Here is a 13,977-nt window from a genome sequence, read left to right on the forward strand (position 1 = left end):
TATTTTTACGGCAGTTACAAATTCCATTAAAGATATTAAATTAAAGAATTTTAATAAAACTGTTAAAAGGACATTATCTTCTACTGATGCAGAAAGGCATTGACAAGCTTTATTTATGACCTTGCATCTCCAAAGAAAAAATATTACCAGTTAGTATAGGAGCATTATTAAAAGGCGCGAAGTTTGCCTTCACTAATCCCGTAAATAGTTATAATCTTGTTAAACTTGCAAGCTCCTCTGATATATATCTTGATTCAAAGTTTCAAAAATCTGTTCTTGAAAAATCCGAAATATAGAATTTTCTAAAAAAGCATTCCGATGATTTACCAAAAATAGGACAAATCTTAGCAAAAGCAGGTTTTAGAGAATTTCAAGATAAGAGTGCTTTAGATGAAAAGGGACTCGAAATACTAAAAGAATGTTTTAAAAATGATGCTGTACTTAAAAACCTTCAAGAAATTGCACTTGAGATAAAGCAAGAAGTACCGGACTATGGAATAAAGTAACTTCTAAAACATTAGGAATGTTATCCACGGATAAAAATTGCTGAAAATTTTTTAATGAAAAAGGTAACGATATTGCGAATTACATAACTGAAATACTTCCAAGCGACTATATAAAAGCTTTTGATGATATATTACAAAAACCTCAAAGTAAATGACACATATGCAAAAGTTATAAAAATATTTGATGAACATCCTGAGTTTAAAAAAGAGCTGGCTGAAAATATAAACAATCCTAATGCTCTAAAAAGGTTTAATAAATTATCTCCTGAAAAATAAATAATTATAGAAGGTTTCTTAATAGAAACTAAAGAACAAGCTAAACCTTTCTTAAAAGAATATTTTGAAAGCTATAAAGTGTAGAGACTATTCCTACTTTATTAAATAAAATGCCTGAGACAAAAGAGATTTTTGATACTCTGAATGCAAATCAAGGAGTAATGGTGGCTCGTGAGAAATCTTTAGAAATGGTAGCAGGTATGGTAGCGGGTGACGATAAATTAAAAAGTTTTTTTGCTGATAATAAAACAGTCTTACCAGATATTGCTGCAGCTATTATTGAAAATACTCCGAATATACAAAGCATAACGCAAGAATATAATTTTAATAAACAAATGCTTAGTATAGTAGGTGAAGTTATGTCAAAACCGGAAGTTGCTCATGAGATTATTGCAGACTTAAATAAAGGCGATTATATGAGTTTAACCGGTAATATAATCTCCGCCCTTAATGATCCTTTATTTAAATTAAAAGATATATTAGTAGAGCAAAGTCAAGAGGGTTTATTCGATAATTTAATTACAGGCATTTTAGAGCAAGATGAAAAAAATAGCCACACTATAAACAGCAGTTTGAAAATTATGGACTAGAAACAAAAGATACTATAAAACTTACGAATGTAATGTCTATATTACTTGATAATCCTGAATAATTAAAAAAGGTTTTTGATGGATTTGTTAAAGGTGATTATACGGGAATAGCTAAAGAATTGGTAATGTTAACTAAAGATAATCCCGAGATCAAAAAATATTTAAACGATAATAAGGAAATATTTACAGGTATTTTAGATAAAACTTTAAAAGATGTACCCGGTATAAATAAGCTCGATAAGAAAGAATTATATAGTATACTAACACCTATGCTCAATCAACCGGATAAGCTAATTCCAATCTTAGAAAATATTGAAAATAAAAAATATATTAATGTTGCTACTAGTATAGGTAGTTTAGCTTGGAAAGAAGGACAAGCACTGAATATTATTAAACAAATACTAAATGTTGTTCAAGCAGGAGTTGGTTACCTTAATCACAAATCTGATAAGAAACCAGAATTAGAAAATAAAGTTCCGGCTGATGTATTAAAAGAAGCACAAAGTATCGTCTCAAATTTAAATAGTAAGATTAATATTGTAGGACCTAAGACAAATACACTTTCCATTACTCCTATTTCCAATAATAAAAAGAAAGAAGCAATACGTAGATAAGCTATATAGTTTTAAAAGGGTTTTTTAAAGTTTGAGTAAATTCTTCTTGGTTAGCATATTCCAATGTGATTTTATCTTGTATCTGATTTTTAAACCAAGTAACTTGTCTTTTAGCATACTGACGGGTTCGTATTTGAGCTGCATTTAAAGCCTCATCTAAAGTGAGATTGCCGTTTAAATAAGCTAAAATTTCTTTTATCCCTACAGCTTTCAAATTCGTATAATCTTTAGGAGCAAATTGCTTTTTTATTAAAGCTATTTCGTCAATTGCCCCTTCTTTAAATATCTTATCTAAACGCTCATTACATGTTTTATATAAAAACTTTCGCTCAGGATTTAAGAAAATAATTTTGAAATTAAAATCAGATAAGATTTGTTCTTTTGGCAAAGTTTGAAAAGAAAAAATAGATTTACCGGTTTGCATGAATACTTCATAAGCTCTAATTAAACGCTGAGTATCATTTTGGTTTATTTTAGAAGCAGCAAGCGGGTCCAACTTCTCTAATTTACCCCATAATTCTATATTGCCTATTTTAACATGTAAATTTCTTACCTGTGCTTGTAAATCTTCTGATATATCAGGAATATTATTATAGCCAAAAACTAAAGAATTAATATATAAACCCGTTCCACCTATTAATATAGGTAGCTTACCCCTGTCGGTTATTTCTTTTATTTTTTCTGTCGCAAGTTTTAGATATTTTATTACCGAGAAATCTTCTGTCATTGATAAGAAGTTATATAAGTGATACAAGATTTCAGTTTTGTAGCTTTTCGGAGGGGAGGCGGTAATAATAGGAATTTCCTTATAAACCTGCATTGAGTCGATATTAATGATTTCGCCGTTATAAGCTTTAGCCAGTTCATGACCTAAATAAGACTTCCCACTAGCAGTCGGCCCGCATAATATAATTATACTCTTCTGCTTTGAAGAATTGTTTCTGCAAAACTTCGGATCACCTATTAAATATAGGCTGTGCGTACTCGCTCCTCGTTTTACATTCCCATTCTCCAAATCATTTGAGTATATTTCTTTGTTTGTCACTTGTTTAACTAAAAAATACAAACTTGTATAGTCATTGCAAGCCAGCATTTATGATGGCATGGCAAGCTCAAGAGTTTTTTATATTATCTTATTAGATTGCCGCGTCGTTGCTAACGCAACTCCTCGCAATGACGGAAAAACCTATCCATGTAACAACGCCTAGCAGGAATGACCTCATACCCTTAAACGGTTTCATTAGTATTTCCTAAAGTGTCAGTATTAGCATTACTATCTGCTGGTCCACTAAATGTTATTGTACCAAGTTTGTTGTCATAACTAATAGTTAGAGCACTAAATAAGCCCGCATCACTGTAGTCAATGGTCAGACTATTTAAACCGTTAGATGCGGCTACGTCACTGTTAAGAGGATTATCAGTAGGCTCAAGGTCTTTATGTTTTATTACTAAAATGGCGCCTCAATGTTAATATTTAATGTATTTACACCTATTGGCGTTATTGTAACTAATCTAGTATCAACAAATGAGTGATTGATATTTGAGATTTTTAACATATTATTTTTCTTTATATTAATTTAATGTAAGAAAAATATATAAAATAATATTTTAGAAAGCAATAATGTGTTAATAATTAATTAATAACCCGTATTTTTCAAGATATTTATTAATTATAGTGATTATTTCCTCTAAACCATTCTTACTATCTGATTCAGCCCTTGCAACTATAATAGATTCGGTATTAGAGCTACGCAAGAGCCACCAACCATGTGCAGTATTTACCCGTACACCGTCTATATCATTACACTCCATTTTCTCTTCTAATGATTTTTCTTTAATCTCTTGAATAATTTGTAATTTTAACTCTGAAGGAACAACAATTTTAATTTCCGGTGTACTATAGCTTTTCGGTACATCCTCTATTATCTCATCTAGAGTTTTACTTGATCTACTAAGTAAATCTAAAAATCTAAGAGCTGCATAAATTGCATCGTCAAAACCAAAATATTTATCGGCAAAGAATATATGCCCGCTCATTTCGCCAGCGAGTAAAGCCTTTGTCTCAAGCATTTTGCTTTTAATAAAAGGATGACCTGTTCGCCATATTATAGGATGTCCTCCATATGATTTTATTTTAGCGACTATAAATTGGCTGACTTTTACATCAACTATTATAGTTGCGTTTGGATTTTCCTTTAAAATATCCTCAGCAAAAATGCATAAAATTTGATCACCTAATAATATTTTACCGCTTGAGCTTATAATGCCGATTCTATCACCGTCACCGTCAAAAGCTATACCAAGGTCACAATTTTGTTCTTTAACCACTTTTATTAACTCCTGCAAATTAGCAGGATTTGTAGGATCAGGATGATGGCTTGGAAAATTCCCATCAATCTTACTATGTATGATTATATTCTTGTTTGAGAGATGCTTTTTAAGTTCTTCAACAATATCGCCGGTTGCTCCATTGCCGCAATCCCAAGCCACTTTTAATTTTGGATTAATGTTTATTCCATCTAAAATACGTTTTAGGTATTTAGATTGTATATTATGGATTCCTGCTTTCGCAGGAATGACATAAGGGGATGCTGGTGTGGTATTGGAGTAGTTATCCAAAATCTTAGTCAATAACTCCTGTATCTGATCACCGAAAAAAGGTTTACCATTTTGTAGTATTTTAAAGCCGTTATCGTCACGAGGATTGTGTGACCCCGTGACCATAATACTACCGGCGGGCGTAAAGTGTTTATCGGCAAAATATAAAACTGGTGTTGGAACTACGCCAATATTTATGATTTCAGCCCCTGCATTAGTTAATCCTAGTTCTAAAGCTTTACAAAGGGTAGGGGAGCTAAGCCGACCGTCTAAACCGACACAGATTTTATAGTTATCTTTCGTTATAGTCATCTCGGCAAAACCAAAGCCGATTTTATAAGCTACTTCTTCTGTTAAATCTTTAAGGCTATTGCCTCTTATATCATAAGCCCTAAAAATTTCTTTGTTAATTTGCATAGAAAACTGTTTTGAATATTATTACATGGCTCTTATGTCATTCCTACAAAAGAGCCTTGTTACATGGCTTGGAAAACCTATTCGATGTTATCCCCGCGTAGGCGGGAATGACATAAAACAATCCATGCAACAACACCTGCAAGTCGCTCGCAATGACGAATTTGCATAGTCTAGAAACTAAAGCTCTCACCTAAATACACTTCCTTAACTTTCTTGCTATTTGCTATTTCCTTAGCACTTCCTTCTAATAATACTTTACCTTCAAAAATAACATAAGCACGGTCGACTATATCGAGAGTATCACGTACATTATGGTCGGTAATTAATATACCTATATTAAATTCACGTAAATAAGTAATTAGATTTTTAATATCGGAAATAGCAAGCGGGTCAATACCGGCAAGCGGTTCATCAAGCATGATAAATTTAGGCTCTATTGCAAGTGCACGTGCAATCTCAAGCCTACGTCTTTCACCGCCTGATAAGCTAGCAGCGGATAAATCTTTTAAATGAACTATCGAAAACTTCTCTAACAAATTATGGGTTTTTTGTTCAATTATTTCTTTATTATTGTTAGATATCTCAACTACAGCCTTAATATTATCTTCAACCGACAATTCCCGAAATATCGAAGGTTCTTGAAGAAGATAGCCGAGTCCAAGCCTTGCTCGTAAATAAATAGGCAAGTTGGTAATATTTATATTATTTAAAAGTAATTGCCCTGAGTCCAGTTTCATTAAACCGATAATAATGTTAAAGCAAGTTGTTTTACCGGCTCCATTCGGACCGAATAAACCAACTATCTCTCCTTGTTTTATATTCAGAGATATATCAGTTAATATATTCCTTTTTTTGTAGGATTTTGATATATTTTTAACGTGTAAGCTGTCCATCTTTTTTATTTGTTAAGATTTTGTTGCGTGGATTAATTTTCAACATCATTGCGAGAAAATTACGTAAGTCATTGATGAAGCAATCCAGTTAAAAATATTAATCTTTAGCATTTTTTTAATTATTTTCTGGATTGTCACACTTCTTGCAATCGCTTGCAATGACGTACCAACGGTAAATAGCTCTATTTTTTAATAATATCTACATAGTAGATTAGTTTATTAGTTTTTAAAACATTATCGTCACGCTGTAATATTACATTACCAACTAGAATAAGTTGTTTATTATCGCAAAAATATTTAGCACTATCTGCAAGTAATAATTCATTATTTATTTTTCTTTCTACAGTCAATTTAGTAGGGACAACTATATGATCAATAGTTTGCTTTTCATCTATTGTTTTATAAAAAATATATAATTCTTTCGTTCTAAGTATCGCATTATCGAAGTAAACAATAACATTTCCAAGATATGCTGCTTTTTGTTTGGTTCTATCAATAATTAAACTATCAGATGTGACATGTAAATTTGAAATATTTTTATCATTAGCATATATTATATTACTAATTATAAGAAGTAAAACAAGTTTAATAATAGATATCTTTCCAAACTTTGCTTCTAGAGGTAATTTAGACGTCAAATCGGTACTCGTATCCTCAAGTACTTCTTTGTACGCTGCGGTACTACATTCCATGTCTCCTTTAAATTCCTTTCTATAAGCTGGTTTGGCAAGATGTCTAATCCGATAAATCGATGATTGTAGAAACATTGCCTTTAAAAATTATAATATTATTTTCATCTTTTGTATTAAAACTATCCGAAGTAATTGAAGAGTTTTTGTAAAGTAACTTAGCAGGGGAATGACCGGTTATATTCTTATTGACTAAATCAATCCTTGCATCGTTAGTGTTAAATATGATCTCATTAAAAAAAATTTTTACATCGTTTTTTAAATCTAATATGCTTGATTCTTCATCTAAAAAACCTTCTTTCGCATTGATAATAAGAGTTTGGTCTTGATTTACGTTATAAATAGCATTTATTATATCTAGTTTATATTTGTTATTCGACTCTTTTATAGCTCGTTCAGTTTTAATCTTATACGCATTTAAATTTTTACTTACTCCTTCAAAAATTGAATCTTTCAATATAATATTATACTTTAAATCAAAATTTTTATTGTCTTTTAAACTTTTTTTTGTAACGTTAATATCGTTTTTTTCATTAATATAACCGCTTTTAATTAATATATACCCTATATATAAAATTCCAACTGTTATTAAAAGATATACAGATTTCCAAATTTTTTTTCGCCGTTTATAAGAAGAGGGCATAGAGTTTAGCTAACCCCTATGCGTAGTAAATCATGCATATGAATAATGCCTATAATAATATTATCATCAACAATCGGTATATTAGTGATATTCTTGGCTTTCATTAAATTTAAAGCCTCTTTTGCAAATATTTCCGATGAGATATGAATAGGGTTTTTGGTCATAAGGCTTGATGCTGTTTTTAAGTGGATTTGATCGTTAATATGACGACGTAAATCCCCATCGGTTATAATTCCCATCAAATTTTGGTTTTTATCTGTTACAAGCGTACAACCTAAACGTTTTTTATTCATAATAATTATAGTTTGGGCAAAGGAAGTATCTTCATATACTAAAGGTATTTCATCACCGCTACGCATTAGGTTTTTAATTTTTGTTAAATTAGCGCCGATTGTACCTCCCGGATGATAAATTTTAAAATCATCTTTAGTAAAGCCTCGTTTTTCATGTATAACAGTCATTAAAGCATCACCGAGTGATAGCATGATTAAAGATGATATAGTAGGAACTCCAATTACAGAAGCTTCCTGGTATTCAGGTACTATTAATAAAAAATCGCTTCTTTTAGCTAAAGTAGAATTTTTATTCATTGTCATTGCAGCAATTTTTATGGAAGAGTTCTTGCAATATTCAATTATATTAAATAGTTCTTTAGTTTCGCCGGAATTAGATAACATAATTACTAGATCATTTCTCGTCACCATACCTAAATCGCCGTGACTTGCTTCTGCCGGATGTAAATAAAAAGCAGGCATACCGGTTGAAGAAAAGCTAGCAGCGATTTTTCTTGCAATATAACCGCTTTTGCCTATGCCGGTTAAGATTATCCGTCCTTTGAAAGATAGTAAAAATTCTATAATTCTGTTAAAGTCTTCAGGGATATTTTCGGATAATTTTTCTAAAGCACTTGCTTCACTAGAAATAACCCTCTTTGCGATGATTCGGTAATTATTTGTGTTGGTCATTTATTTACTCATTGTCATACCGTGGCTTGTCCACGGTATCCAGCAAATTATTAGTATTATGAGCTATTTTTGTGGATACCCGAACCATCATTGCGAGCAGCCGTAGGCTGCACGGCAATCTCATGAAATAATAACAAACTCCTGAGATTGCTTCGTCAATTACTTCGTAATTTCCTCGCAATGACGATTAAGCTTCATATCAATTAAAATACTTACGTTCTTTAATTACTTCAGCAATTTCAGCATTATTATCTTCATTCCAAGCTCGTTTTTTACTAGAATCATGTCGCTGCTCAGGTTCTGAATTGTCCTTAGTATTATTAACATTAGTTTTTGGTTTTGTATTATTTGAAGATTTATCTTTATCAGCATTTTTAATAGTTAATTTTGCTTTGCCTTTATTATCAAAGCCTATTAGCTTAACTTTTACTATATCGCCTTGTTTTAAAACACTGCTAACCGTTTCTATTCTTTCTCCTGATACTTCACTAATATGAACAAAGCCGTCTTTATTACCTACATAATTAATAAAAGCACCGGAATCTAAGACTTTCACTACCGTACCGTTAAATATTTCACCGATTTCAGGTTCAACGACAATAGCTTTAATTTTATCTAATGCAACTTTTAGCTTATCTCTATCTGAAGCATAAACAGACACCGTACCGTCATCGCTTATATCTATTTTAGCACCGCTAGTTTCACAAATTTCCTTTATTACTTTACCTCCCGGTCCTATAATATCTCTAATTTTATCCTTATCTATTTTTATAGTAGTAGTAGAAGGAGCATTTTTACTTAGTTCGTTATTTGGTTTACTGATAACTTTATTCATTTGCTCCAGTATATGCAAACGACCGAGTCGTGCTTGCTCTAAAGCTACTTTCATTATTTTAAAATCTACTCCGGATATTTTGATATCCATTTGTAATGCAGTAATCCCTTCACTAGTTCCTGCAACCTTAAAGTCCATATCACCGAAATAATCTTCATCACCGAGAATATCCGATAATACGGCAAAATTTTTACCTTCCTTAACAAGTCCCATAGCAATACCCGCAACCGGTGCTTTTATCGGTACACCGGCATACATTAAAGCAAGAGAACTACCGCAAACAGTTGCCATTGAAGAAGAACCGTTAGATTCCGTAGTTTCGGCAACTACTCTAATAGAATAAGGAAATTGTACTTTATTAGGTAATATTGGATTAATAGCACGCCATGCGAGTTTACCGTGTCCGACTTCACGACGACTAGGTGCTTTCATTGGCATTGCTTCATTTACAGAGTAGGGCGGAAAGATATAATTGAGCATAAAACGCTCTTTATATTCACCCTCTAAACTGTCAACTATCTGCTCATCTAAACTAGTACCGAATGTAGTACTAACTAAGCTTTGCGTTTCACCTCTAGTAAATAAAGCTGAACCATGTGCGGAAGGTAGTAAACCTATTTCACAAGCAATTTGTCTTATATCCGTGGTACTTCTTCCATCGATACGTCTATTTTTTTCTAAAATCTCGTTACGTAATATATCTGATTCAATAGCTTTTAAAGCTGATTCGATTTGATAATTACTATATTTTTTATTTTCTATGTCGCTTACAAAATGTGTAAGAACTTTTTCAGCTATTAAATCTAAATTAGTGCTACGTTCTTGTTTAGATTTAATTGCAAAAGCTTGTTCAATTTCTTTTATAAATAACTTCTCAATTTCTTTCTTTAATGAAGCAGGATATAAAGCTTGCATTTCAAGTTTTGGTTTTTTAGCTTCTTCTGCTAGTTCTTTAATTATCTTTATTACCGGCTGAAAGCTTTCAAATCCAAATTTTACAGCTTCTAACATTTGTTCTTCAGAAAGTAAATGAGCTTCCGATTCAACCATCATTACTGAATCTGATGTTCCTGCAACTACTAAATCAAGCTGACTTGTTTTTAATAATGCAAGTGTCGGATTTAAAACAAATTCACCATTGATTAAACCTACTTTACTTGCTGCAACTATTTCTAGATAAGGAGCAGGGGATAGGCTAAGTGCAGCCGATGCACCGATAATTGCAAGTATATCTACCGGAGTTTCAGGATCATATGAAAGAACACTGCAAGTTATATGCGTTTCATTCACAAAAGCCGGATGAAATAATGGTCTAATCGGTCTATCTATTAAACGAGATACTAAAACTTCTCTATCTGATGCTTTTCCCTCATGTTTAAAAAATCCCCCTGGTATCTTACCTGCAGCATATGCCATTTCTCTATAATTAATTGTTAAAGGAAGAAAACCTATGCTCTCTTTTGCTTTGTTAGCTACTACTGCCGTACATAATAAAACGGAATTACCCATTTTTACCGTAACTGCCCCATCAGCTTGCCTTGCTATTTTACCTGCACTAAGCTCAAGCACTTGCCCATTCCATATAACACTCTTAGTTATTTCGTTAAACATCTATTTATCTCATCTCATAATTTATATTTTATTGTATTCTACCACGTCATTGCGAGGAAAATTACGAAGTAATTCGACGAAGCAATCTCAGGATATTTGACGAGATTGCCACACATTCTACGGCTGATCGCAATGACGATTATCCAACTACTTAATCTTTCTAATTCCTAGCTTACTTATTAAATCTAAATATTTGCTAACATTATTCTTTTTAATATAGTTAAGTAATCTGCGGCGGCGCCCGACTAAAATTAATAATCCACGTCTTGAAGTATGATCTTTATGGTTAGATTTAAAATGCTCGGTTAAATTATTGATTCTTTCAGTTAAGATAGCACATTGCACTGCACTTGAACCGGTATCATTTTCCGTTATAGCATATTCTTTAATTAATTGTTGTTTACGTTCTGTAGTAATCGACATCGATAATTTCTCCTTAAATATATAGACTTCCAGTTTTAAAAGAAGTCTTGTGTTAAATTAAATACTCGTAAAGAATTAAAGCAACTCTTGTTTAAACTACCTATTGCAAGCAAAGTGCCTTTATAACGAACCCACAAAAGATCAACAGACATCTTGCCAAACTCTACTTCTAGAGGTAATTTGTACGTCAATCCGGTACTCGCATCCTCACATACTAAAGTGTACGCTGTGGTGCTGCGTTCCGTGTTTCCTTTAAATTCCTCTCTATAAGCAAATTTGGCAAGATGTCTAAAGACTTGTTCATAATTAAATAAACATTTCTGTCCATATTTAATTTGCTGTGCTTGGCTGTCAGTTGCATCAAGAACCAGGATGTCGTCCAGTATTGCTTCTATCTTTATACTTTTTTCCTCTAGGGCATTTTTGGTAATTTCGTCAGGCGATTTAATTCGGATAGCATTTTCTTCTTTAAATATTCCAACCTGAGTACGGCGTAATTCTATCACAAATCCTAAACTTTGCAAGGACAATGCCAAATCTTCTGCTAAAGTCCTTATATAAGTACCTTTTGAGCATTCCGTATAGTATGTAGCGATAGCATTTTTCTCATCAAAATTTAAACATTTTAGATCATAAATAGTTATATTTCGTGGCTTTAATTCTACTTTTTTTTCCTCTCTAGCCAATTTATAAGCTCTTACACCGTTAACTTTAAGAGCTGAAAAAGCCGGCGGTATTTGTGTGACGCTACCGATAAATTTAGAACATACGGCATAAGCTTCTTCTTGAGAAGGGACACAATCTTTCGTTGCTATTACTTTACCGGCACAATCGCCGCTATTGGTTTGCATTCCGAATTTTACGGTAAAAATATAGGTTTTTCTAGCATCAATTAGCAGATGTATCAGTTTTGTAGCTTCACCTACAGCAAACGGTAATATTCCTTCCGCTTCTACGTCTAAAGTACCGGCATGTCCTATCTTGGTTTTACCGAGTATTTTTTTTACTATGCTAACAAGTTGAGCAGAACTTATACCTCTTGGTTTATAAATATTTAACCAATAATTACTCATTTTAATGAGATTTTAACTTGACTTAAATTTAGACAATCTTTAATATATAACTCTAGCCAATAGCAAGATAGGTTAGACCAAATAATGACGATTAACCCCAGTAATATAGAAAATTCTTCCTCTAAAATCAATAGCTATTTTTCTAAACTTACCGATTATATCTGGCCTATAAAACGCCATGAAGTTTCTAAATTTTTATTCATCACTTTATTAATGTTCTGTATTTTATTGATCCAAAATCTAATCAGAGCTTTAAAAGATAGTATTGTTACTACTATGATCGGTGCCGAGATTATCTCGTTTTTGAAGTTTTGGGGAGTGATGCCGTCAGCTTTTTTAATGACTGCTATATATGTAAAGCTTGTTAATAAGATGAAAGCAGAAAATATATTTTATCTTATTATATCAATATTTTTAACATTCTTTGCTCTTTTTGCTTACGTTATTTTTCCAAATCATGAAATGCTACATTTCAGTCCTGTAACCGTTCAAAATTTAACGGCAAGTTTACCTAATTTAAAATGGTTTATATTGCTTTTATCAAAATGGAGTTTTTCGTTATTTTATATAATAGCCGAATTATGGCCAAACGTAGTTTTCGCATTACTTTTTTGGCAGTTTGTTAATAATATTACTACAGTAGAAGAATCTAAAAGATTTTATCCGTTATTCGGTTTACTTAGTCAAACAGGTATTTATTTAGCAGGGCAGTTTTTAGAAAATCTAAGTAATATTAATGATTACGTAACTAATAAATTTGCATTGCAATCGTCTTTTCATACACTTTCTATACAAATTATACTAACTATAGTATTAATTTTAGGAATAATAGCTATTAAAACTTTTTGGTTGCTTAATCATAAAGTACTAGACAAAGAGCATATGGCGTTACTCAGGTTTAAAGCAAAGAAAAAATCTATGACTATTGCCGAAAGTTTTCAGATGCTTCTATCGTCAAGACATATTAGATTAATTGCAACTTTGCTTATCTGCTATGGCATTGCCATTAATTTAGTAGAAGGTCCTTGGAAAGCAGCAGCTACTAAAATTTATCAAACTCCCACTGAATATGCAGCTTTTATAGGAAGTTATTTGAGCTATACCGGAGTATTTACTATTTTATTTGTCCTACTTGGTTCAAATATAGTGAGAAGACTTGGCTGGTTTACGGCGGCTGTTATCACCCCTTTAATAGTTTTTATTACCGGTATATTATTTTTTGCCGTTAATAATTTTGAAAGATTTGCCGGCTTAATAATAGCAAATTTTATTCTAACCGATCCTGCTTTAATTGCTATAACAATAGGTGCTATTCAAAATGTGCTTAGTAAATCAAGCAAATATACCTTATTTGATTCAACAAAAGAAATGGCCTATGTTCCTTTAGATCTGGAAATAAAAATAAAAGGCAAAGCTGCTGCCGACGTGATAGGTACAAAACTCGGTAAATCTGGTAGTGCATTTTTACAATCATTGGTATTTATAATATTACCTTCCGCTAGTTATCAATCTATTTCCATCTGTTTAATGATTATATTTATAATTACTTGCTTAACCTGGCTTTGGGCAACTAAAGCACTCAATAAAGAATATAAAAATTCTATTAAATTTTCTCAATGATATTAGTTTTGTCTTGATATTACTAAAATCTCTATATACTATCTTTGACAGTATAACTCAAACTGTGAAAAAAGGATATGTTATGTCATTCCCGCGGAGGCGGAAATCCAGAAAAAAACGAAATAAATCGAGCTTTTAATTTAAAAATCTAGTGTGCTTAGACTTTTTAGTGACTGGATACCTGCCTCCGCGGGAATGACATAAGAAGGTAAAGATCAATGTAA

10 protein-coding genes and 2 pseudogenes are annotated in these 13,977 nt (G+C 32.0%); 2 read left to right on the plus strand and 10 right to left on the minus strand.

Features of this window, described 5'->3' with window-relative positions; all coding sequences use genetic code 11:
* Positions 1-25: 25 nt before the first annotated feature.
* A pseudogene (locus tag BG75_RS09850) lies at positions 26-1,815 on the plus strand (hypothetical protein); the annotation flags it as partial.
* Positions 1,816-1,987: 172 nt separating this feature from the next.
* Here BG75_RS09850 and miaA read toward each other — a convergent pair.
* The 10 genes and pseudogenes from miaA to truB form a co-directional block, all read right to left on the minus strand.
* Positions 1,988-3,079, minus strand: a complete 1,092-nt coding sequence (gene miaA / locus BG75_RS03850; RefSeq protein ID WP_062811505.1) for a tRNA (adenosine(37)-N6)-dimethylallyltransferase MiaA — start codon at positions 3,077-3,079, stop codon at positions 1,988-1,990.
* Positions 3,080-3,213: 134 nt separating this feature from the next.
* Positions 3,214-3,542 (minus strand): annotated as a pseudogene (locus BG75_RS10605) (hypothetical protein).
* Between the two features lie 70 nt (positions 3,543-3,612).
* The gene (locus tag BG75_RS03855) at positions 3,613-5,001 is read right to left on the minus strand and encodes a phosphomannomutase/phosphoglucomutase (protein ID WP_062811506.1); all 1,389 of its coding nucleotides are present in this window, start codon (positions 4,999-5,001) and stop codon (positions 3,613-3,615) included.
* Positions 5,002-5,171: 170 nt separating this feature from the next.
* Entirely contained in the window at positions 5,172-5,894 is a 723-nt protein-coding gene (lptB, locus tag BG75_RS03860) for an LPS export ABC transporter ATP-binding protein (protein ID WP_062811507.1), read from the minus strand.
* Between the two features lie 182 nt (positions 5,895-6,076).
* A complete protein-coding gene (locus BG75_RS03865) occupies positions 6,077-6,586 on the minus strand; it encodes a palindromic element RPE1 domain-containing protein (protein ID WP_062811880.1) in 510 nt (169 codons plus the stop codon).
* A 43-nt stretch (positions 6,587-6,629) separates the two neighbouring features.
* On the minus strand, positions 6,630-7,226 hold the full coding sequence (gene lptC, locus BG75_RS03870) for an LPS export ABC transporter periplasmic protein LptC (protein WP_062811508.1): 597 nt from the start codon (positions 7,224-7,226) through the stop codon (positions 6,630-6,632).
* Between the two features lie 5 nt (positions 7,227-7,231).
* On the minus strand, positions 7,232-8,191 hold the full coding sequence (locus BG75_RS03875; protein WP_062811509.1) for an SIS domain-containing protein: 960 nt from the start codon (positions 8,189-8,191) through the stop codon (positions 7,232-7,234).
* 199 nt (positions 8,192-8,390) lie between these two features.
* The gene (pnp, locus tag BG75_RS03880; protein WP_062811510.1) at positions 8,391-10,637 is read right to left on the minus strand and encodes a polyribonucleotide nucleotidyltransferase; all 2,247 of its coding nucleotides are present in this window, start codon (positions 10,635-10,637) and stop codon (positions 8,391-8,393) included.
* Positions 10,638-10,784: 147 nt separating this feature from the next.
* Positions 10,785-11,060, minus strand: a complete 276-nt coding sequence (gene rpsO / locus BG75_RS03885; protein WP_004995678.1) for a 30S ribosomal protein S15 — start codon at positions 11,058-11,060, stop codon at positions 10,785-10,787.
* Between the two features lie 35 nt (positions 11,061-11,095).
* Entirely contained in the window at positions 11,096-12,133 is a 1,038-nt protein-coding gene (truB, locus tag BG75_RS03890) for a tRNA pseudouridine(55) synthase TruB (RefSeq protein WP_062811511.1), read from the minus strand.
* Between the two features lie 84 nt (positions 12,134-12,217).
* Here truB and tlc4 point away from each other — a divergent pair, with 84 nt between their 5' ends.
* Positions 12,218-13,753 carry an NTP/NDP exchange transporter Tlc4 gene (tlc4, locus tag BG75_RS03895; RefSeq protein ID WP_062811512.1) on the plus strand — a complete coding sequence of 512 codons (1,536 nt, stop codon included), beginning with the start codon at positions 12,218-12,220 and terminating at the stop codon, positions 13,751-13,753.
* Positions 13,754-13,977: the final 224 nt, after the last annotated feature.

The organism is Rickettsia endosymbiont of Proechinophthirus fluctus (genome assembly GCF_001602635.1).
Taxonomy (GTDB): domain Bacteria; phylum Pseudomonadota; class Alphaproteobacteria; order Rickettsiales; family Rickettsiaceae; genus Rickettsia; species Rickettsia rickettsii.